The organism is Pseudomonas sp. TE3728 (assembly GCF_056279145.1).
On the sequence record NZ_JBWBQT010000001.1, the window covers coordinates 5982638 to 6003117 of the forward strand.

At 60.1% G+C, this 20480-nt stretch carries 21 protein-coding genes; all 21 read left to right on the top strand.

The genetic code is table 11. The features are described from left to right. Positions 1–15: 15 nt before the first annotated feature. The 21 genes from fliF to fliA all read left to right on the top strand — a co-directional run bounded on the left by fliF (position 16) and on the right by fliA (position 20470). The gene (gene fliF, locus ACZ89R_RS26380) at positions 16–1803 is read left to right on the top strand and encodes a flagellar basal-body MS-ring/collar protein FliF (RefSeq protein ID WP_123496032.1); all 1788 of its coding nucleotides are present in this window, start codon (positions 16–18) and stop codon (positions 1801–1803) included. Continuing rightward, positions 1796–2815, top strand: coding sequence for a flagellar motor switch protein FliG (fliG, locus tag ACZ89R_RS26385; protein WP_007894195.1), 1020 nt, complete (start codon positions 1796–1798; stop codon positions 2813–2815). The genes fliF and fliG overlap by 8 nt, the downstream gene beginning before the upstream one ends. A 7-nt stretch (positions 2816–2822) precedes the next feature. Continuing rightward, positions 2823–3632, top strand: a complete 810-nt coding sequence (gene fliH, locus ACZ89R_RS26390; RefSeq protein ID WP_429547614.1) for a flagellar assembly protein FliH — start codon at positions 2823–2825, stop codon at positions 3630–3632. After that, the gene (gene fliI, locus ACZ89R_RS26395) at positions 3622–4980 is read left to right on the top strand and encodes a flagellar protein export ATPase FliI (RefSeq protein WP_123496036.1); all 1359 of its coding nucleotides are present in this window, start codon (positions 3622–3624) and stop codon (positions 4978–4980) included. The genes fliH and fliI overlap by 11 nt, the downstream gene beginning before the upstream one ends. Positions 4981–4986: 6 nt before the next feature. Next, on the top strand, positions 4987–5436 hold the full coding sequence (fliJ, locus tag ACZ89R_RS26400) for a flagellar export protein FliJ (protein WP_063342911.1): 450 nt from the start codon (positions 4987–4989) through the stop codon (positions 5434–5436). Positions 5437–5619: 183 nt separating this feature from the next. After that, a complete protein-coding gene (locus ACZ89R_RS26405) occupies positions 5620–5925 on the top strand; it encodes an STAS domain-containing protein (protein WP_052966709.1) in 306 nt (101 codons plus the stop codon). 5 nt (positions 5926–5930) lie between these two features. Then, on the top strand, positions 5931–7634 hold the full coding sequence (locus ACZ89R_RS26410; protein ID WP_218394186.1) for an ATP-binding SpoIIE family protein phosphatase: 1704 nt from the start codon (positions 5931–5933) through the stop codon (positions 7632–7634). A 31-nt stretch (positions 7635–7665) separates the two neighbouring features. Further along, positions 7666–8034: an Hpt domain-containing protein gene (locus ACZ89R_RS26415; RefSeq protein ID WP_007894201.1), complete on the top strand. Its 369-nt coding sequence runs from the start codon at positions 7666–7668 to the stop codon at positions 8032–8034. Positions 8035–8117: 83 nt separating this feature from the next. Then, positions 8118–9479: a flagellar hook-length control protein FliK gene (locus tag ACZ89R_RS26420; protein ID WP_429547613.1), complete on the top strand. Its 1362-nt coding sequence runs from the start codon at positions 8118–8120 to the stop codon at positions 9477–9479. Positions 9480–9688: 209 nt separating this feature from the next. Further along, positions 9689–10192 carry a flagellar basal body-associated protein FliL gene (gene fliL / locus ACZ89R_RS26425; protein WP_429547612.1) on the top strand — a complete coding sequence of 168 codons (504 nt, stop codon included), beginning with the start codon at positions 9689–9691 and terminating at the stop codon, positions 10190–10192. Between the two features lie 9 nt (positions 10193–10201). After that, positions 10202–11170, top strand: a complete 969-nt coding sequence (gene fliM / locus ACZ89R_RS26430) for a flagellar motor switch protein FliM (protein ID WP_008072629.1) — start codon at positions 10202–10204, stop codon at positions 11168–11170. A 65-nt stretch (positions 11171–11235) separates the two neighbouring features. Continuing rightward, positions 11236–11694, top strand: coding sequence for a flagellar motor switch protein FliN (gene fliN, locus ACZ89R_RS26435; protein ID WP_429547611.1), 459 nt, complete (start codon positions 11236–11238; stop codon positions 11692–11694). Then, entirely contained in the window at positions 11695–12156 is a 462-nt protein-coding gene (gene fliO / locus ACZ89R_RS26440; protein ID WP_429547610.1) for a flagellar biosynthetic protein FliO, read from the top strand. It begins immediately after the preceding gene. Then, entirely contained in the window at positions 12156–12914 is a 759-nt protein-coding gene (gene fliP, locus ACZ89R_RS26445; RefSeq protein WP_030130550.1) for a flagellar type III secretion system pore protein FliP, read from the top strand. Before fliO ends, fliP begins: the two co-directional genes overlap by 1 nt. After that, complete coding sequence (gene fliQ, locus ACZ89R_RS26450) at positions 12911–13180, top strand: flagellar biosynthesis protein FliQ (protein WP_007948918.1); 270 nt, start codon at positions 12911–12913, stop codon at positions 13178–13180. Before fliP ends, fliQ begins: the two co-directional genes overlap by 4 nt. A 3-nt stretch (positions 13181–13183) precedes the next feature. Continuing rightward, complete coding sequence (gene fliR, locus ACZ89R_RS26455) at positions 13184–13966, top strand: flagellar biosynthetic protein FliR (protein ID WP_429437838.1); 783 nt, start codon at positions 13184–13186, stop codon at positions 13964–13966. Between the two features lie 3 nt (positions 13967–13969). After that, positions 13970–15109, top strand: a complete 1140-nt coding sequence (gene flhB / locus ACZ89R_RS26460; protein ID WP_429547609.1) for a flagellar biosynthesis protein FlhB — start codon at positions 13970–13972, stop codon at positions 15107–15109. Positions 15110–15316: 207 nt separating this feature from the next. Next, positions 15317–17446: a flagellar biosynthesis protein FlhA gene (gene flhA / locus ACZ89R_RS26465; protein WP_429547608.1), complete on the top strand. Its 2130-nt coding sequence runs from the start codon at positions 15317–15319 to the stop codon at positions 17444–17446. An 11-nt stretch (positions 17447–17457) separates the two neighbouring features. After that, positions 17458–18786, top strand: a complete 1329-nt coding sequence (gene flhF, locus ACZ89R_RS26470) for a flagellar biosynthesis protein FlhF (RefSeq protein ID WP_429547607.1) — start codon at positions 17458–17460, stop codon at positions 18784–18786. Between the two features lie 116 nt (positions 18787–18902). Next, positions 18903–19733: a flagellar synthesis regulator FleN gene (gene fleN / locus ACZ89R_RS26475; RefSeq protein ID WP_003222917.1), complete on the top strand. Its 831-nt coding sequence runs from the start codon at positions 18903–18905 to the stop codon at positions 19731–19733. After that, positions 19730–20470, top strand: a complete 741-nt coding sequence (gene fliA, locus ACZ89R_RS26480) for an RNA polymerase sigma factor FliA (RefSeq protein ID WP_007894214.1) — start codon at positions 19730–19732, stop codon at positions 20468–20470. The genes fleN and fliA overlap by 4 nt, the downstream gene beginning before the upstream one ends. The last annotated feature ends 10 nt before the right edge of the window (positions 20471–20480 follow it).

Below are 20480 nucleotides of genomic sequence, written 5' to 3' on the forward strand. Positions count from 1 at the left end.
GGACGAGATTGAGTCATGGCAGAAGCAATCGCCGATAATGTTCCGGCCAAGGCCACTCCAATAGACGGCAAACCGCCGCTGTTCGGGTTGTCCTTCCTGGAAAACCTCTCCGAGATGACCATGTTGCGTCAGGTGGGCCTGTTGGTCGGCCTGGCCGCGAGCGTGGCGATTGGTTTTGCCGTGGTGTTGTGGTCCCAGCAGCCAGACTACCGGCCTCTGTACGGCAGCCTTGCCGGTATGGACGCCAAGCAGGTCATGGAAACCCTGGCCGCAGCCGACATCCCCTATACCGTTGAACCGAACTCCGGTGCCTTGCTGGTCAAGGCCGATGACCTGTCCCGTGCGCGGCTCAAGCTCGCGGGCGCTGGTGTCACTCCCAGCGACGGCAACATCGGTTTTGAGATCCTCGACAAGGAACAAGGGCTGGGCACCAGTCAGTTCATGGAAGCGACCCGTTATCGTCGCGGCCTCGAAGGCGAACTGGCCCGGACCATTTCCAGCCTGAACAACGTCAAGGGTGCCCGCGTGCACCTGGCGATTCCGAAAAGTTCGGTGTTCGTGCGTGACGAGCGTAAGCCCAGCGCTTCGGTTCTGGTTGAACTCTATTCCGGTCGCTCGCTGGAGCCGGGTCAGGTCGTCGCTATCATCAATCTGGTTGCAACCAGCGTTCCTGAACTGAGCAAGTCCCAGATCACAGTGGTCGATCAGAAGGGCAACCTGCTGTCGGATCAGGCGGAAAACTCCGAACTGACCATGGCCGGCAAGCAATTCGATTACAGCCGTCGCATGGAAAGCATGCTGACCCAGCGTGTACACAACATCCTGCAACCGGTGTTGGGCAATGATCGCTATAAAGCCGAAGTGTCGGCCGATGTGGATTTCAGCGCCGTCGAGTCGACTTCCGAGCAATTCAACCCGGATCAGCCGGCGTTGCGCAGTGAGCAATCGGTCAACGAACAACGCACCGCCAGCAATGGCCCGCAAGGTGTGCCGGGTGCCCTGAGCAACCAGCCTCCATCGCCAGCCTCGGCGCCGCAAACCACCGGTGGCGCCACCGCGTCGGCCGGGATGGTGCAACCAGGCCAGCCATTGCTCGATGCCAACGGTCAGCAAATCATGGACCCGGCCACCGGCCAGCCGATGCTGGCGCCGTACCCGGCGGACAAGCGTCAACAATCCACCAAGAACTTCGAACTCGACCGTTCCATCAGTCACACCAAACAGCAGCAGGGCCGTTTGAATCGCCTGTCGGTGTCGGTGGTGGTGGATGATCAGGTCAAGGTCAACGCGGCCAACGGCGAAACGACACGTGCGCCGTGGAGCGCCGATGAATTGGCGCGCTTCACGCGTCTGGTACAGGACGCGGTCGGTTTCGACGCCAGCCGTGGCGACAGCGTCAGTGTGATCAACATGCCGTTCTCCGCCGAGCGCGGTGAAGTGATTGCCGAGATTCCGTTCTATTCCCAGCCGTGGTTCTGGGACATCGTCAAGCAAGTGCTGGGTGTGTTGTTCATCCTGGTGCTGGTGTTCGGTGTGCTGCGTCCGGTGCTCAACAACATCACCGGTGGCGGCAAAGACAAGCAACTTGCAGGCCTGGGCAGCGACGTGGAGCTCGGTGGCATGGGCGGCCTGGACGGCGAACTGTCCAACGACCGCGTCAGCCTTGGTGGCCCGACCAGCATCCTGCTGCCGAGCCCGAGCGAAGGCTATGACGCACAGTTGAACGCAATCAAGAGTCTGGTGGCAGAAGATCCGGGTCGCGTGGCCCAGGTCGTGAAAGAGTGGATTAACGCAGATGAGTGATAACCGAGCCGTTGCCGCCAAACTGACCAAGGTCGACAAAGCCGCGATTCTGCTGCTGTCCCTCGGTTCCACCGATGCTGCGCAAGTGCTGCGCCACATGGGGCCCAAAGAGGTCCAGCGTGTGGGCGTGGCGATGGCCCAGATGGGCAACGTGCACCGTGAGCAGGTCGAACAGGTGATGAGCGAGTTCGTCGACATCGTCGGCGACCAGACCAGCCTGGGTGTCGGCTCCGATGACTACGTGCGCAAAATGCTCACTCAGGCACTGGGCGAAGACAAGGCCAACGGCCTGATCGACCGGATCCTGCTGGGCGGCAACACCAGTGGTCTCGACAGTCTGAAGTGGATGGAGCCGCGCGCCGTCGCCGACGTGATCCGTTACGAGCACCCGCAGATCCAGGCAATCGTGGTCGCCTACCTCGACCCGGATCAGGCCGGTGAAGTGCTGGGCAACTTCGACCACAAGGTCCGGTTGGACATCATCCTGCGGGTGTCTTCGTTGAACACTGTGCAACCGGCAGCCCTGAAAGAACTCAACCAGATTCTCGAGAAGCAGTTCTCCGGCAACTCGAATGCCTCGCGCACCACCCTGGGTGGCATCAAGCGTGCGGCCGACATCATGAACTTCCTCGACAGCTCGATCGAAGGTCAGCTGATGGACTCGATCCGCGAAGTCGACGAAGACCTGTCCGGTCAGATCGAAGACCTCATGTTCGTGTTCAACAACCTGTCCGATGTCGACGACCGCGGCATTCAGGCGCTGTTGCGCGAAGTGTCCTCGGACGTCCTGGTGCTGGCCCTCAAGGGCTCGGACGAAGGCGTCAAGGAGAAGATCTTCAAGAACATGTCCAAACGGGCGGCCGAACTGTTGCGCGACGACCTCGAGGCCAAAGGCCCGGTGCGCGTCAGCGACGTGGAAACCGCGCAGAAAGAAATCCTCACCATTGCCCGCCGTATGGCCGAAGCCGGAGAAATCGTTCTCGGCGGGAAGGGCGGCGAAGAGATGATCTAAGGTCACTATGTCGTCCAAACATGATGAGTCCAATACCGACCTGATCCGTGCCAAGGACGTCGGTGGTTTCGACATCTGGTCGTTGCCCAGCTTCGACCCGTTTGTGCCGGAACCCGAGCCGGAACCGGAACCCGAACCGCCGGAAATGGAAGAAGTGCCGCTGGAAGAAGTCCAGCCACTGACCCTCGAAGAGCTCGAGAGCATTCGCCAGGAGGCCTACAACGAAGGCTTCGCCGTTGGCGAAAAAGAAGGTTTCCACAGCACCACGCTCAAGGTCCGTCAGGAAGCCGAAGTGGCCCTGACGGCCAAGATCGCTGGCCTGGAACAGCTGATGGCTAACCTGTTCGAGCCGATTGCCGAGCAGGACACGCAGATCGAAAAGTCGCTGGTCGACCTCGTGCAGCACATCACCAGACAAGTGATTCAGCGCGAACTGGCCATCGACTCGACGCAGATCGAACACGTCATGCGCGAAGCGCTCAAGCTCTTGCCGCTGGGCGTGGGCAATGTGCGGCTTTACGTCAACCCGCAGGATTTCGAACAGGTCAAAGCCCTGCGCGAGCGCCATGAAGAAACCTGGCGCATTGTCGAGGACGAGTCCTTGTTGCCGGGCGGCTGCCGGGTCGAGACCGAACACAGCCGCATCGACGCCACCATCGAAACCCGTGTTACCCAGGTCATGGCCAAGCTGTTCGATCAATTGCACGATCAGGCGCTGCACCCGGCCGCGCCGGACCTGAGCCTGGAACTGCCAATCGACGAAAAACCTGCGGTTACACCGGTCGAGCCGACACTGGACCATCCCGATGCGCCTTGATCGCACCAGCTTCGCCAAGCGCCTCGGCAGCTACGCCGAGGCCACGGAGCTTGCCAGTGCGCCGATCCTCGAAGGTCGCCTGCTGCGCATGGTCGGCCTGACCCTCGAGGCCGAAGGCTTGCGCGCCGCCATGGGCAGCCGCTGCATGGTCATCAACGATGACAGCTATCACCCGGTGCAGGTTGAAGCCGAGGTCATGGGTTTCTCAGGCAGCAAAGTTTTTCTGATGCCGGTCGGCAGCGTCGCCGGCATCGCCCCCGGTGCCCGTGTGGTTCCCCTGGCTGATACCGGTCGCTTGCCCATGGGCATGAGCATGCTCGGGCGGGTGCTCGATGGCGCCGGTCGCGCACTGGATGGCAAGGGCGGGATGAAGGCTGAAGATTGGGTGCCGATGGACGGCCCAACCATCAACCCGCTCAAGCGCGAACCCATCAGCGAACCGCTGGACGTGGGCATTCGCTGCATCAACGGTTTGTTGACGGTGGGTCGCGGTCAGCGGCTCGGGCTGTTCGCCGGTACTGGCGTGGGCAAGAGTGTGCTGCTGGGCATGATGACCCGCTTCACCGAGGCCGACATCATCGTCGTCGGGCTGATCGGTGAGCGGGGTCGAGAAGTTAAAGAGTTCATCGAGCACATCCTCGGTGAAGAAGGGCTCAAGCGTTCGGTGGTGGTGGCGTCGCCAGCGGACGATGCGCCGCTGATGCGTCTGCGCGCGGCCATGTACTGCACGCGGATCGCTGAGTACTTCCGCGACAAGGGTAAGAATGTCCTGTTGCTCATGGATTCCCTGACCCGTTTCGCCCAGGCCCAGCGGGAAATCGCCCTGGCCATCGGCGAACCTCCAGCGACCAAAGGCTATCCGCCGTCAGTGTTCGCCAAGTTGCCGAAACTGGTGGAGCGTGCCGGTAACGCTGAAAAGGGCGGCGGTTCGATCACCGCGTTCTACACGGTATTGTCCGAAGGCGACGATCAGCAAGACCCGATCGCCGACTCGGCGCGGGGTGTGCTCGACGGACACATCGTGCTGTCCCGGCGTCTGGCCGAGGAAGGGCATTACCCGGCCATCGATATCGAAGCCTCCATCAGCCGGGTCATGCCGTCGGTGGTGGGCATCAAGCACATGAACCACGCGCAGACGTTCAAGCAATACTGGTCGCGCTATCAGCAGAGCCGCGACTTGATCAGTGTCGGCGCCTATGTGTCTGGCGGTGATCGGGAAACCGATACCGCGATCAGTCTGCAACCGGCCATGACCATGTACCTGCGCCAGGGCTTGAACGACAACATCAGCATGGGCGCCAGCGAGAACCATCTCGCTTCGATCTTTGCGCCAGCGCCGGGCGGTTAACCCGTCATGGCCTCGAGCCGCGCAGCACGCCTGGCGCCTGTGGTGGAAATGGCTGAAAAGGCCGAAAAGACCGCTGTCCTGCGCCTGGGGCACTTTCAGGGCCAGGTTCGCCTGGCGGAAAGCAAGCTCGCCGACCTGGAAAACTTCCGCCTCGAATACCAGGAACAATGGATCGTGCGCGGCAGTAGCGGCGTGTCGGGCCAATGGTTGCTGGGTTATCAGGGTTTTCTCGCGCAATTGGGCACGGCCATCGACCAGCAGCGTCAGAGCCTGAACTGGCACCAAAATAACCTGAACAAATCCCGGGAAGCCTGGCAGCAGGCGTTTGCCCGGGTCGAAGGCTTGCGCAAACTGGTTCAGCGCTACAGGGATGAAGCGCGGCAACTGGAAGACAAGCGCGAGCAGAAACTGCTCGATGAGCTGTCCCAGCGGTTGCCGCGTCAGGATCCGTATTGAGTGTCGGTTTTAAAGGATCGCAGCCTTCGGCAGCGCCTACAGGATCGGGTTTGCATGCGGTCAATGTAGGAGTTGCCGAAGGCTGCGATCTTTTGATTCTGATTTCCTGCCTTGCTCCTACCACCGTCAGGTGCTAAACCTTGTACACGTACGTTCGTTCGCCAATGACAAGGAAGCCGTGAAATGTCAGTCGTTACAGAAGTATCTCAAGATGGGAAAAAGCTGACGATTTCGATCGAGGGGCGATTCGATTTCGGTCGGCATCAGGAGTTTCGCGAGTCCTACGAGCGACTCAACAGTAAACCCGAATCCATTGTGGTGGACCTCAAGAAAGCCACTTATCTCGACAGCTCTGCGCTGGGCATGCTGCTCTTGCTGCGTGATCACGCCGGTGGCGACAACTCCGATATTCGCGTCGTCAACAGCAGTTCCGATGTGAAGAAAATCCTCGCCATCTCCAATTTCGACAAACTGTTCGACATCAGTTGACCGTCATGCAGTCGCTCGAACCGCTGACGATTCTGATCGCCGAAGACAGCGCGGCCGATCGCATGCTGCTGTCGACGATCGTCCGGCGTCAGGGCCATGAAGTGTTGACGGCTGCCAATGGCGCCGAAGCGGTCGAAGTATTTCGCTCGCAACGACCGCACCTGGTGCTGATGGACGCCATGATGCCGGTGATGGACGGTTTCGAGGCGGCGCAGCAGATCAAGGCGCTGGCCGGCGAAACCCTGGTGCCGATCATCTTTTTGACGTCGCTGACCGAAAGCGAAGCCCTGGCCCGTTGTCTGGAGGCCGGGGGCGACGATTTTCTGGCAAAGCCTTACAACCAGGTGATCCTCGCGGCCAAGGTCAAGGCGATGGACCGCTTGCGACGTTTGCAAGCCACGGTGCTGGAGCAGCGCGACCTGATCGCCAGGCACCACGATTACCTGCTCAACGAACAACGGGTAGCCAAAGCCGTGTTCGACAAGGTCGCCCACTCCGGTTGCCTGAATGCCCCGAACATCCGTTACCTGCAATCGCCCTATGCGCTGTTCAATGGCGATCTGTTGCTGGCCGCGTTCACTCCGGCTGGCGACATGCATGTGCTGCTCGGTGATTTTACCGGCCATGGTTTGCCGGCCGCTGTCGGTGCCATGCCGTTGGCCGAAGTCTTCTATGGCATGACGGCCAAGGGTTACGGTTTGTCCGAAACCCTGCGCGAGATGAACGCCAAGCTCAAACGTATTCTGCCGGTGGACATGTTCTGCTGTGCGGCGCTGCTGTGCCTGAGCTTTCAGCGAGGGTCGGTGGAGGTCTGGAACGGCGGAATGCCGGACGGTTACCTGCACAGTATCGCCAGTGGCGAACGCACGGCGCTGACGGCACGGCACTTGCCGCTGGGCGTACTGAGCTCGCAAACCTTCGATGATCGCACCGAGGTGTTCCCGATGGCCGTCGGCGATCGGGTGTTCCTGCTGTCCGATGGGGTGATCGATACCTGTGATGCCAATGAGCAGTTGTTTGGCGTAGAGCGGCTGGAGCAAGTGTTTGCAACCAATCGTCAGCCCGATGCACTGTTCGAAGAGATCGAGCAGGCACTGCGGGATTTTCGTGGCGAGGCTCGTGATGACGTGAGCATGGTCGAGGTCCGTCTGCTGGAGGCCGCGCAACTGAGCCCTCCGGCACCGGTGTATTCCGACAGCGGCCAGTCGTGCCCGCTGGACTGGTCGGTGAGTTTCGAGTTCCGCGCCGCCACCCTCAAGCGCTTCAATCCTCTGCCGTACTTGTTGCAGTTGCTGCTTGAGGTGCATGGTCTGCGGGCTCAGAGTGGCGCACTCTACAGTGTGCTGGCAGAGCTTTATTCCAATGCTCTGGAGCATGGCGTGTTGGGCCTGGATTCGAGTTTGAAACGCGATGCGGCAGGTTTTGCGCGTTATTATCAGCAGCGCAATGCACGCCTGGACGAGTTGCGCGATGGCTATGTGCGGGTGCATTTGCAGGTGACGCCAAAAGGCGAGGGCGGTTGCCTGGTGGTCCGGGTCGAAGACAGTGGCAAAGGCTTCGATGTGGCGCGGGTCATGGCGCGTCCCGTCGATGACGTCCGTCTGTCAGGACGTGGGGTCAATTTGATCCGCCAGTTGAGCGATCATGCGACCTGGTCCGATAATGGAAGAAGTGCTCGCGTGGAGTTTTTCTGGGAGGCTCTGGCATAATGCCAGGCATTCTTGATCAAGGAGTGAACAAGTGGACGACACACATCTGGACCGCGACGTGCTGAGCGCGTTGCAGGAAGTTATGGAGGACGGGTATCCAGAATTGCTCGATACCTTTCTCGCCGATTCCGAAGAGCGTTTACGCGTCCTGCGAAAGGCCGAGGACGCCGCGCAGCTTATGAATGCTGCCCATAGTTTCAAAGGTAGCAGCAGCAACATGGGCGCCAGTTATCTGGCCAAACTGTGCGGTGAGCTGGAGCAGCGTGCCAAAGAAAAGAGTCTTGTTGGCATTGAACGGCTCATTGATGACATTGACGGCGAATTCGCTATTGTCCGACCGCTCTACGAAGCGGAACGCCAGCGTTCCCTGGCTGAACCAGCATCCGTCCGGCGTTTTTAGCAGCCAGCGAACAAAGCTGGCTCGACCCTTGCTAATAACTTACTCAACTGTACCTACGATCCCAGTGCAGCGGAGACCGTTTTATGCCCGTTACCCCAAACATCCTTCTTCAGGCCGCCACGACGGCCAAGGCTCAAGCCGCGTCCGCCAATGCACCGGCGCTGACGGCCGAGCCCGGGGACAAGGCCTCCAGCTTCGCTCAGGTCTATGCCAATCAGGCGCAGAATAAACCCTCCGCCATGGCGGACGGCTCGGCTAAACCCGCGCGCGACAAAGTCTCGGACAGCGTCGGCAAAAAGGACGTGAGTAACGACAAGTCTGCCGCCCCGGAACCGACGATTGCCGATAGCGGCAAATCCTTGCCCGCCGATAAACCGGCGCAGGCTGACGACAAGACGGCCAGCGATGACGCGTCGGATACGGCCGAGGCGTCGACGCCGGTGGCCGATACCGCGCCTGTCGATCCGGCCCTCGATCCTGCGTTGGTGGTGCCGCCGGTGTTGCCAGCTCCAGTGCCGGAAACGCCAACAGTTGTGGCCACTGCGCAATCACAAGTTGAGGCACCTGTCGCTGCCGTCGTTACTGCGGCTGCGGCACAGACTGTTGCAACCATCGATCCGGATTTCGATCCCGAAGCCGATCCTCTCGATGCGCTGCCAGCCGTGCGCATGGCCATGGAGCAGGGCGGGCACGTTTCGCCCGCCAGCCAGGCCCAGCCCAAGGCGGCACCGACCTCGGCTCAAGTCGACGGCGAGCCAACTTCGGCACAGAACTTTGCCACGGGCATGGCGGGCATGCTCAATGTGCAAGCCGATCAGGACAGCGCCAGCCAGGGCGGCGAGAAGGCTTTCAGTGGCCTGATCGATGACGGCCTCAAGGATCTCAAGTCCGCCAGCAGCGATACCCGTGTCGATGATTTCTCCAACCGTCTGGCGGCATTGACCCAGGCGGCAACGCCGAAGACTGCCAATGCATTACCGGTAAACCAGCCAATCGCCATGCATCAGAGCGGTTGGACCGAAGAGGTGGTCAACCGGGTCATGTACCTGTCCAGCGCCAATCTCAAGGCGGCCGACATTCAGTTGCAGCCGGCCGAGCTGGGGCGCCTGGATATTCGGGTGAACATGGTTCCGGATCAGCAGACCCAGGTGACCTTCATGAGTGCCCATCCAAGCGTTCGTGAAGCGCTCGACGGGCAAATGCATCGCCTGCGTGACATGTTCGCGCAGCAGGGCATGGGCCAGGTCGACGTCAATGTTTCCGATCAGTCCCGTGGCTGGCAGGGGCAGGGTCAGGAGCAGGCTCAACAGGGGCAGGGTGGGCGTGCCAACGCCAATGGTGGTCGCCTCGATTCTGTCGATGAAGAGCTTCCCGCAACTGTCGCCGAGGTGGCCGCCAACACCACCAGCGTGATTGGCTCCAGCGCGGTCGATTATTACGCCTGATAAATTAGGGCGCCCCTCAAAAGATCGCAGCCTTCGGCAGCTCCTACAGGGTATACACCATCCAACTGTAGGAGCTGCCGAAGGCTGCGATCTTTTGATTTCAGGTGCCTGCCCGCCGCCATCCATTTTGCCTCCGACACTTCTGGCATAACACTTGCTCTTGCCTTGCCGTGCGACTGTGAAAACCCGAATAGTGACGGATTATTGGCATGGCTAAGAGCGACGCAGCACCCGTGAAAGACCCCGCAACCAAAGGCAAAATCAAGCTGATCATTGTGATCGTCGTGGCCCTGTTGCTGGCGATCGGCTTGTCCGTGGGGGCGACCTGGTTCTTCATGCACAGCGCCCAGACAAAGCCTGCCCCCGCGGCTGAAACGGCGGTGATCGGCAAGCAGCCAGCGATCTTCGAGCCCATGGCGCCGGCGTTCGTGGCCAACTACAACCAGAACGGCCGCCAACGCTACATGCAGGTGAGCATCACCCTGCAGGGCCGCAATCAGGCCGATCTGGAAGCGCTCAAAGTCCACATGCCGGTGATTCGCAATAACCTGGTCATGCTGTTTTCCGGTCAGGATTTCGCCGCGCTGGCGACCCCGGTCGGCCAGGAAATCTTGCGTCAGAAGGCCACGGCCAGCGTCCAGGAAGTGGCGCAGAAAGAGCTTGGCAAAGTGGTGATCGAACAGTTGCTTTTCACTAATTTCGTACTGCAGTAGGAACACGACATGGCCGTGCAGGACCTGCTGTCCCAGGATGAGATCGATGCGCTGTTGCATGGCGTCGACGATGGTCTGGTACAGACCGATAACGCTGCCGAACCCGGCAGTGTCAAAAGCTACGACCTGACCAGCCAGGATCGCATCGTCCGTGGACGCATGCCGACCCTGGAAATGATCAACGAGCGTTTCGCCCGCTACACCCGCATCAGCATGTTCAACATGCTGCGCCGCTCGGCGGACGTTGCCGTCGGTGGCGTGCAGGTGATGAAGTTCGGCGAATACGTGCACTCGCTGTACGTGCCGACCAGCCTCAATCTGGTCAAGATCAAACCGCTGCGCGGCACCGCATTGTTCATCCTCGACGCCAAACTGGTGTTCAAGCTGGTGGACAACTTCTTCGGCGGCGATGGCCGTCACGCGAAGATCGAAGGGCGTGAATTCACCCCTACTGAACTGCGTGTGGTGCGCATGGTGCTGGAACAGGCCTTCGTCGATTTGAAGGAAGCCTGGCAGGCGATCATGGAAGTGAACTTCGAGTACATCAACTCGGAAGTGAACCCGGCCATGGCCAACATCGTCGGCCCGAGCGAAGCGGTCGTGGTGTCGACGTTCCACATCGAACTCGATGGTGGTGGCGGCGACCTGCACGTGACCATGCCGTACTCGATGATCGAGCCGGTGCGCGAAATGCTCGACGCCGGCTTCCAGTCGGACCTCGACGATCAGGACGAACGCTGGATCAATGCCTTGCGCCAGGACGTGCTGGACGTCGATGTACCGATCGGTGCCACCGTGGCCCGCCGTCAGCTGCGCCTTCGCGACATCCTGCACATGCAGCCCGGGGACATTATTCCGGTCGAGATGCCGGAAGAAATGATCATGCGCGCCAACGGCGTACCGGCCTTCAAGGTCAAGATGGGCTCGCACAAGGGCAACCTCGCGTTGCAAGTGATCGAGCCGATCGAGCGCCGCTGACCGGCGCTCCACCCCCCCTTTAATTGACTGCTCTTGATTGAGCAGGTGCCCGCCGAGGACAAATGATGAACGACGATATGAACGCCCAGGACGACCAGGCACTGGCTGATGAGTGGGCTGCGGCCCTGGAAGAAACCGGTGACGCCGGGCAGGACGATATCGATGCCTTGCTGGCCACCGACGCCGCCGGTTCGCCGTCCAACCGTCTGCCGATGGAAGAGTTTGGCAGCGTGCCGAGGAACAACGATCCGGTGACGCTGGACGGTCCGAACCTGGACGTGATCCTCGATATTCCGGTGTCGATTTCCATGGAAGTCGGCAGCACCGATATCAACATCCGCAACTTGCTGCAACTCAACCAGGGTTCGGTGATCGAGCTTGACCGTCTGGCCGGCGAGCCGCTGGACGTGCTGGTCAACGGCACGCTCATCGCCCACGGTGAAGTGGTGGTGGTCAACGAAAAGTTCGGCATCCGCCTGACCGACGTGATCAGCCCAAGCGAACGCATCAAGAAGCTGCGCTGAGTGAAAAAGGTTCTGGGTTTTGTGCTGGGGTTAGCGCTGGCCTTGCCGTTCAGCGCGTTGGCGGCCGAGCCTGTAACGACAGCTGCGACAGCGGTTGCCACGCCGGCCGTCAGCAGCGGTGTGGCGGGGCAATTGACGCAATTGGTATTCGGCTTGGTGCTGGTGCTGGGGTTGATCTTCTTCCTCGCCTGGCTGCTGCGCCGGGTCCAGCAGGCCGGGCCGGCCGGCAAGGGGCAGGTGATCGAGCTGATCGGTTCGCGCGCGCTGGGTCCCCGTGACCGTTTGATGCTGGTGCAGGTCGGCAACGAACAGATTCTGCTCGGTCTGAGTCCCGGCAACATCACCGCATTGCACGTGCTCAAGGAGCCGGTGCAAGTGTCGGACAATGCCGAGAAAGCCACGCCGGAATTTGCCCAGCATCTGCTGAAAATGCTCGGCAAGGATCAGAAGGATAAGAAGTAATGGGTGCGTTACGCATCGTCTTGACGCTGGCCCTGATGCTGGCCGCGCCGCTGGCGTTCGCCGCCGATCCGTTGTCGATCCCGGCAATCACCTTGGGCACTAACGCCGAAGGCGCTCAGGAATACTCGGTCAGCCTGCAAATTCTGCTGATCATGACTGCGCTGAGCTTCATCCCGGCGTTCGTCATGCTGATGACCAGTTTCACCCGGATCATCATCGTGTTCTCGATCCTGCGGCAGGCCCTGGGCTTGCAGCAGACACCGTCGAACCAGATCCTCACCGGCATGGCGTTGTTCCTCACCATGTTCATCATGGCGCCGGTGTTCGATCGGGTGAATCAGGATGCCTTGCAGCCGTATCTGGCGGAGAAACTCACCGCTCAGGATGCCGTGACCAAGGCCCAGGTGCCGATCAAGGACTTCATGCTGGCCCAGACTCGCAGCAGCGATCTGGAACTGTTCATGCGCTTGTCCAAGCGCACTGACATTGCTTCGCCTGATCAGGCGCCACTGACGATTCTGGTGCCGGCGTTCGTGACCTCTGAGCTGAAAACCGCGTTCCAGATCGGCTTCATGATCTTCATCCCGTTCCTGATCATCGATCTTGTAGTGGCTAGCGTGTTGATGGCGATGGGTATGATGATGCTCTCGCCACTGATCATTTCCCTGCCGTTCAAAATCATGTTGTTTGTGCTGGTGGATGGCTGGGCGTTGATCATCGGTACCTTGGCCAGCAGCTTTGGCGGCGTTTCACCATGACGCCGGAAGTGGCCGTAGACATCTTTCGTGAAGCGCTGTGGCTGACCACCATGATGGTCGCCGTGCTGGTGATTCCCAGCTTGCTGGTGGGTTTGTTGGTGGCGATGTTCCAGGCCGCCACCCAGATCAACGAACAGACCCTGAGCTTCCTGCCGCGCCTGCTGGTGATGCTGGTGACGCTGATCGTTGCCGGTCCGTGGCTGGTGCAGACTTTCATGGAATACATCCTGCAGCTGTACGGCAGTATTCCTCAGGTCATCGGCTAAACCATGTCGCTGCTGCAGTTGACCGATACCCAGATCAGCACCTGGGTGGCAACGTTCATGTTGCCGTTGTTTCGCATCGGTTCGCTGCTGATGGTCATGCCGATTTTCGGCACGACGCTGGTGCCCATTCGCGTGCGCCTGTATTTCGCCCTGGCGATCACCTTGGTGATCGCGCCCGGCCTGCCGCCGATGCCGCCGGTCAATGCTCTCGATCTGAGCGCGCTGCTGTTGATTGCCGAGCAGATCATCATTGGTGCGGTACTGGGATTCTCCTTGCAACTGTTCTTCCAGGCTTTCGTGGTTGCCGGGCAAATTGTCGCGATCCAGATGGGCATGGGCTTCGCCTCGATGGTCGACCCTACGAACGGTGTGTCGGTGGCGGTGATCGGGCAGTTTTTCACCATGCTGGTGACCCTGCTGTTCCTGTCAATGAACGGCCATCTGGTGGTATTCGAAGTGCTCACCGAAAGCTTCACCACGCTGCCGGTCGGCGGCGGCTTGATGGTCCATCATTTCTGGGAATTGGCCGGCAAACTCGGCTGGGTGCTCGGTGCGGCGCTGTTACTGGTGTTGCCTGCGATCACGGCGTTGCTGGTGGTCAACATTGCGTTTGGCGTGATGACCCGTGCGGCGCCGCAGCTGAATATCTTCTCGATCGGCTTCCCGCTGACGCTGGTGCTCGGGCTGTTCATTGTCTGGGTCGGCCTGGCGGACATTCTCAATCAGTATCAACCGCTGGCCGCCGAGGCTTTGCAGTTGTTACGCGAACTGGCACGGGCGCGCTGAGTCATGGCTGAGAGCGAAAGCGGTCAGGACAAAACAGAAGACCCCACGGAGAAACGTAAAAAGGACTCCCGTGAGAAGGGCGAAATTGCGCGCTCCAAGGAGCTCAATACCTTGGCGGTCATGCTCGCCGGCGCCGGTGCGCTGCTGATTTTCGGTGGTGCATTGGCGCAGGACATGATGGAGCTGATGCGGATGAACTTCACGCTGTCGCGGGAAGTGATTCTGGATCAGCGCAACATGGGTACCTTCTTGCTGCGCTCGGGACAGATTGCCCTGTTGGCGATTCAGCCGGTGATGATCACTTTGCTGTTGGCTGCGTTGATCGGCCCGATCTCTCTCGGTGGCTGGCTGTTCGCGGCCGGCTCCATGGCGCCCAAGTTCAGTCGCATGAACCCCGGCGCGGGCCTGAAACGGATGTTCTCGGCCAAGGCTTTGGTTGAGCTGCTCAAGGCTCTGGCGAAGTTTTTCATCGTCTTGTTCGTGGCGTTGGCGGTCCTGTCGTCGGACATCGATGATCTGTTGCGCATCGCCCACGAGCCATTGGACATGGCAATCATTCACAGCCTGCAATTGGTCGGCTGGAGCACCTTGTGGATGGCTTGCGGGCTGATCATCATCGCTGCGGTCGACGTGCCGGTGCAGCTCTGGGAAAGCCACAAGAAGCTGCTGATGACCAAGCAGGAAGTGCGCGACGAGCACAAGGATCAGGAAGGTAAACCGGAGGTCAAGCAGCGCATTCGCCAGTTGCAGCGCGAGATGTCGCAACGGCGGATGATGGCGGCCATTCCCGAGGCTGATGTGGTCATCACCAACCCGACTCACTATGCCGTGGCGCTCAAGTACGACCCGGACAAAGGCAATGCGCCGGTGCTGTTGGCCAAGGGTAGCGATTTCCTTGCCTTGAAAATCCGCGAAATCGCCGTGGCCAACAATGTGCTGCTGCTCGAATCGCCGGCGCTGGCGCGTTCGATCTACTACTCCACCGAGCTGGAGCAGGAAATTCCCGGTGGGCTGTATCTGGCGGTCGCCCAGGTACTGGCCTACGTCTACCAGATTCGCCAGTACCGCGCCGGCAAGGGCAAGCGTCCGGATCCGCTCCAGGATGATTTGCCGATTCCACCGGATTTGCGGCGGGATTCTTAAACGCGGAAAGATCGCAGCCTCGTTGCACTCGACAGCTCCTACGCAGCTCCTGCTTGCGCCCTGTAGGAGCTGTCGAGTGCAACGAGGCTGCGATCTTGAAAACACCTCTATTCCAAACCCCGGCAAAAGTTGGAAGGCTTCTTGCAATAGCCGCCCTGCGCCTGCTTCAGGCGTCAAAGATTTGCTTTAAAGGAACGGGGAAAACCGGTGGATCGCTCTCAGTTAATCAGCACTGCACGCACAAACGTTGCCGACCTCAGTCGGGGCAATCTGGGCGTGCCGCTGTTGCTGCTGGTCATGCTGGCCATGATGATGTTGCCAGTGCCGCCGTTCCTGCTGGACGTGTTTTTCACCTTCAACATTGCCTTGTCCATTGTCGTATTGCTGGTCTGCGTGTACGCCTTGCGACCGCTGGATTTTGCGGTGTTCCCGACCATTCTGCTGGTGGCGACGTTGCTGCGACTGGCGTTGAACGTGGCCTCGACACGGGTGGTAATGCTCCACGGTCAGGATGGCCATGCCGCCGCCGGTAAGGTGATTCAGGCCTTCGGTGAGGTGGTGATCGGCGGCAACTACGTGGTTGGTATCGTGGTCTTCGCGATTTTGATGATCATCAACTTCGTCGTGGTGACCAAGGGTGCCGGACGGATTTCCGAGGTGAGCGCGCGTTTCACCCTAGATGCGATGCCCGGCAAACAGATGGCCATCGATGCCGACTTGAACGCCGGCCTGATCGATCAGAACCAGGCGAAACTGCGCCGGATGGAAGTGGCCCAGGAAGCCGAGTTCTACGGTTCCATGGACGGTGCCAGCAAGTTCGTGCGCGGTGACGCCATCGCCGGCCTGCTGATTCTGTTCATCAACCTGATCGGCGGCATGGCGGTCGGTATCTTCCAGCACGGCATGACCTTTGGCGATGCCGGTCGGGTGTATGCCTTGTTGACCATCGGTGACGGTTTGGTGGCGCAATTGCCATCACTGCTGTTGTCGACTGCCGCTGCGATCATGGTGACCCGGGCTTCCGGCTCGGAAGACATGGGCAAGCAGATCAATCGTCAGATGTTCGCCTCGCCGAAAGCCTTGGCAGTGGCCGCTGGCTTGATGGCGGTGATGGGCCTGGTGCCAGGCATGCCGCACTTCTCCTTTCTCAGCATGGCAGCCTTGGCAGCCGGCGGCGCGTACCTGTTCTGGAAGAAGCAGAACACGGTCAAGGTTCAGGCTCTGCAAGAGGTCAAGCGTCAGCAGGAACTGTTGCCGTCGCCGGCCCGCGCTCAGGAAACCAAAGAGCTTGGCTGGGATGACGTGACCCCGATCGACATGATCGGCCTGGAAGTCGGCTACCGCCTGATCCCGCTGGTGGATCGCAACCAGGGTGGTCAGTTGCTGGCACGGATCAAGGGTGTGCGTAAAAAGCTCTCCCAGGACCTGGGTTTCCTGATGCCGACCGTACACATCCGCGACAACCTCGACCTGGCGCCAAGCGCCTACCGCCTGACCCTGATGGGCGTGATCCTGGCCGAGGCCGAGATTTACCCGGACCGCGAACTGGCGATCAACCCGGGGCAGGTCTACGGCACGCTCAACGGCATTACCGCCAAAGATCCGGCTTTTGGTCTGGAGGCGGTCTGGATCGAAATCAGCCAGCGTGCCCAGGCGCAATCCCTCGGCTACACCGTGGTCGATGCCAGTACAGTCGTGGCAACCCACTTGAACCAGATTTTGTACAAGCACTCCAGCGAGCTGATCGGCCACGAAGAAGTCCAGCAACTCATGCAATTGCTGGCCAAGAGCTCACCGAAACTGGCTGAGGAGTTGGTGCCGGGGGTGGTTTCGCTGTCGCAGCTGCTCAAGGTCTTGCAAGCATTGCTGGCCGAACAGGTGCCGGTACGGGACATTCGCAGCATCGCCGAAGCCATCGCGAACAACGCCGCCAAGAGTCAAGATACTGCCGCTTTGGTGGCCGCGGTGCGCGTCGGCGTATCCCGTGCAATCGTGCAAAGCATTGTAGGCACTGAGTCGGAGCTGCCTGTGATCACCTTGGAGCCAAGGTTGGAACAAATATTGCTCAATAGTCTTCAGAAGGCAGGACAAGGCTCGGAAGAGGGCGTTCTGCTGGAGCCAAGCATGGCAGAGAAACTGCAACGTTCGTTGATCGAAGCGGCGCAGCGTCAGGAAATGCAAGGTCAACCGGTGATTCTGCTGGTGGCCGGTCCGGTTCGCGCGATGCTCTCGCGATTCGGCCGACTGGCAGTCCCGGGTTTGCATGTGTTGGCTTACCAGGAAATCCCTGACAACAAGCAAGTGACCATCGTTGCGACAGTAGGGCCCAACGGCTGAGGTAGTGGTTTATGCAAGTTAAGCGTTTTTTCGCCGCCGATATGCGTCAGGCCATGAAACTGGTTCGTGATGAGCTGGGCGCTGATGCCGCCATCATTGGCAATCGCCGGATTGCCGGCGGTGTCGAGCTGACGGCTGCCCTGGATTACAAATTGTCGGCGCTGGCCCCGCGTGTTCCGAACATGGAGCTCGAGGACGAGCTGCGCAAGACCCAGTCGCGGATCGTGACCGCCCAGGCCGAATTGAGCCTGCGTGGCGATGGCGAGAGCGACAACAGCACCAATCGCCAATTGTTCGCCGGCCTGCCGCTGACCGCCGCCGAGCCGCTGATCGAACCGACTTACGCTGAACCTCGTCGTGCTGCACCAGCCCCCGCGCCAGCCTCCGGTGGAGTTGACCCGCGAGCCTTCGATTCGATGCGTTTCGAGCTCAACAGCTTGCGTGAACTGATGGAAGTGCAACTCGGCTCGCTGGCCTGGAATCAGCTGCAAGGCAGCCGTCCGGCCCAGGCCAACCTCTGGCGTCGCCTGCAACGCATCGGTCTGTCCGGCCCGTTGTCGCGCGATCTGCTGGCACTGATTACCGATATTGATGAACCCCGTCAGGCCTGGCGCATGTTGCTCGCGCACCTGGCGCGGATGATCGCCACTCCGGAAGTCGAGCCATTGGAAGAGGGTGGTGTGATTGCCATGGTTGGCCCGGCAGGCATGGGCAAGACCACCACGCTGGCCAAGCTCGCAGCGCGTTATGTGCTCAAGTACGGCGCGCAAAACATCGCGCTGGTGAGCATGGACAGCTATCGCATCGGCGCTCAGGAACAGCTCAAGACCCTGGGCCGCATCCTCAACGTGTCGGTCACCCACGTCGACCCGGGCCAATCGCTGGTGCAGGCGCTGGAGCCTTTGCTGCGCAAACGCGTAGTGCTGATCGATACCGCCGGCCTGCAAGCCAGCGATCCAGCACTGCGCATGCAGCTCGAAAGCCTGGCCGGACGGGGCATCAAATCAAAAAATTATCTGGTCTTGGCAACCACTAGCCAGAAACAGGTTCTAACCGCCGCTTATCACAGTTACAAACGTTGCGGCCTTGCCGGCTGCATCCTGACTAAACTGGATGAAACGGCAAGCTTGGGCGAGGTGTTGAGCCTGGCCATCAGTCATGAACTGCCGGTGGCTTACCTGACCGATGGCCCGCGGATTCCGGATGATTTGCATCTGCCGCGTCGTCATCAGTTGGTCAGCCGTGCCGTTAGCGTGCAAATGCAGGAAGAACCCAGCGAAGAAGCCATGGCTGACATGTTCGCTGATATTTACCACAGCCCGACCAAGCAGGTTGGCTGAGGTACTAATGAACAGTTTTTGTACCTACATCGATGGTCTGCCATGCATTGTTCAGTTGGTGAACGCGCAGCCAGTAATGTGGCCTCCGTCTAAGTAAGACAAGGTAAAGAAATAACATGGGCAGCATGCATCCCGTACAGGTGATCGCGGTGACCGGCGGCAAAGGTGGCGTCGGGAAGACTAACGTGTCAGTGAACTTGTCCCTGGCTCTAGCTGAGCTCGGCCGGCGCGTCATGCTGCTGGATGCCGATCTGGGACTGGCGAACGTCGACGTCCTGCTGGGACTGACACCCAAACGCACGCTGGCCGACGTGATCGAAGGCCGCTGTGAGCTGCGCGACGTGCTGTTGCAAGGACCCGGCGGCATACGCATCGTCCCGGCGGCGTCCGGCACCCAGAGCATGGTTCATTTGAGCCCGGCCCAGCATGCCGGCCTGATCCAGGCCTTCAGCGACATTGGCGACAACCTCGACGTATTGGTGATCGACACCGCTGCGGGCATTGGTGACTCGGTAGTCAGTTTCGTTCGTGCTGCCCAGGAAGTGCTGCTGGTGGTGTGCGATGAGCCGACCTCGATTACCGACGCCTACGCGCTGATCAAATTGTTGAATCGCGACTATGGCATGAACCGCTTCCGCGTCCTGGCCAACATGGCGCAGAGCCCGCAGGAAGGCCGCAATCTGTTCGCCAAGTTGACCAAGGTCACGGATCGTTTCCTCGACGTCGCCTTACAATACGTTGGTGCCGTGCCTTACGACGAAAGCGTGCGCAAGGCCGTGCAGAAGCAGCGTGCTGTCTACGAAGCCTTCCCGCGTTCCAAGTGCGCCCTGGCGTTCAAGGCCATTGCGCAGAAGGTCGATACCTGGCCACTGCCGGCCAACCCGCGTGGGCACCTGGAGTTTTTCGTCGAGCGCCTCGTGCAACAGACCGCAGGACCCGTCCTATGACAGCCAGTGGTTACAACCTCTACAAGAAGTCGGCACGTGACGCGCAGTACGAGCTGATCGAGCGTTACGCGCCACTGGTCAAACGCATTGCCTACCACTTGCTGGCGCGTCTGCCGGCCAGTGTCCAGGTCGAAGACCTGATCCAGGCCGGGATGATCGGCCTGCTTGAAGTATCAACCAAATACGACGCCAGCAAAGGCGCGAGCTTCGAGACGTACGCGGGCATTCGAATCCGCGGCGCGATGCTCGATGAAGTGCGCAAGGGGGACTGGGCGCCACGTTCGGTTCACCGCAATACCCGTATGGTCAGCGACGCAATTCGCTCGATTGAAGCTAAAACCGGCCGTGACGCTAAAGATCACGAAGTTGCGGCCGAACTCCAATTGAGTCTCGACGATTATTACGGGATTTTGAACGACACCCTCGGTAGCCGGTTATTCAGTTTCGACGATCTGTTGCAGGACGGCGAACACGAAGGGCTGCACGAGGATGGCGCCAGTGCTCATCTCGAGCCGTCGCGCGATCTGGAAGATGAACGCTTCCAGGCGGCGCTGGCGGACGCGATTGCCAATTTGCCGGAGCGTGAGCGACTGGTGTTGGCGCTGTACTACGACGAAGAGTTGAATCTCAAGGAAATCGGTGAGGTCCTGGGGGTCAGCGAATCGCGGGTCAGCCAGTTACACAGCCAGTGCGCGGCCCGTTTGCGGGGGCGTTTGGGGGAGTGGCGAGCGCGCTGACAGGCAGTGT

Excerpts from the sequence above, each read along its gene's own strand:
- fliF (WP_123496032.1), top strand. The coding sequence starts at position 16 with ATGGCAGAAGCAATCGCCGATAATGTTCCGGCCAAGGCCACTCCAATA.
- fliG (WP_007894195.1), top strand. The coding sequence starts at position 1,796 with ATGAGTGATAACCGAGCCGTTGCCGCCAAACTGACCAAGGTCGACAAA.
- fliH (WP_429547614.1), top strand. The coding sequence starts at position 2,823 with ATGTCGTCCAAACATGATGAGTCCAATACCGACCTGATCCGTGCCAAG.
- fliI (WP_123496036.1), top strand. The coding sequence starts at position 3,622 with ATGCGCCTTGATCGCACCAGCTTCGCCAAGCGCCTCGGCAGCTACGCC.
- fliJ (WP_063342911.1), top strand. The coding sequence starts at position 4,987 with ATGGCCTCGAGCCGCGCAGCACGCCTGGCGCCTGTGGTGGAAATGGCT.
- ACZ89R_RS26405 (WP_052966709.1), top strand. The coding sequence starts at position 5,620 with ATGTCAGTCGTTACAGAAGTATCTCAAGATGGGAAAAAGCTGACGATT.
- ACZ89R_RS26410 (WP_218394186.1), top strand. The coding sequence starts at position 5,931 with ATGCAGTCGCTCGAACCGCTGACGATTCTGATCGCCGAAGACAGCGCG.
- ACZ89R_RS26420 (WP_429547613.1), top strand. The coding sequence starts at position 8,118 with ATGCCCGTTACCCCAAACATCCTTCTTCAGGCCGCCACGACGGCCAAG.
- fliL (WP_429547612.1), top strand. The coding sequence starts at position 9,689 with ATGGCTAAGAGCGACGCAGCACCCGTGAAAGACCCCGCAACCAAAGGC.
- fliM (WP_008072629.1), top strand. The coding sequence starts at position 10,202 with ATGGCCGTGCAGGACCTGCTGTCCCAGGATGAGATCGATGCGCTGTTG.
- fliN (WP_429547611.1), top strand. The coding sequence starts at position 11,236 with ATGAACGACGATATGAACGCCCAGGACGACCAGGCACTGGCTGATGAG.
- fliP (WP_030130550.1), top strand. The coding sequence starts at position 12,156 with ATGGGTGCGTTACGCATCGTCTTGACGCTGGCCCTGATGCTGGCCGCG.
- fliQ (WP_007948918.1), top strand. The coding sequence starts at position 12,911 with ATGACGCCGGAAGTGGCCGTAGACATCTTTCGTGAAGCGCTGTGGCTG.
- fliR (WP_429437838.1), top strand. The coding sequence starts at position 13,184 with ATGTCGCTGCTGCAGTTGACCGATACCCAGATCAGCACCTGGGTGGCA.
- flhB (WP_429547609.1), top strand. The coding sequence starts at position 13,970 with ATGGCTGAGAGCGAAAGCGGTCAGGACAAAACAGAAGACCCCACGGAG.
- flhF (WP_429547607.1), top strand. The coding sequence starts at position 17,458 with ATGCAAGTTAAGCGTTTTTTCGCCGCCGATATGCGTCAGGCCATGAAA.
- fleN (WP_003222917.1), top strand. The coding sequence starts at position 18,903 with ATGGGCAGCATGCATCCCGTACAGGTGATCGCGGTGACCGGCGGCAAA.
- fliA (WP_007894214.1), top strand. The coding sequence starts at position 19,730 with ATGACAGCCAGTGGTTACAACCTCTACAAGAAGTCGGCACGTGACGCG.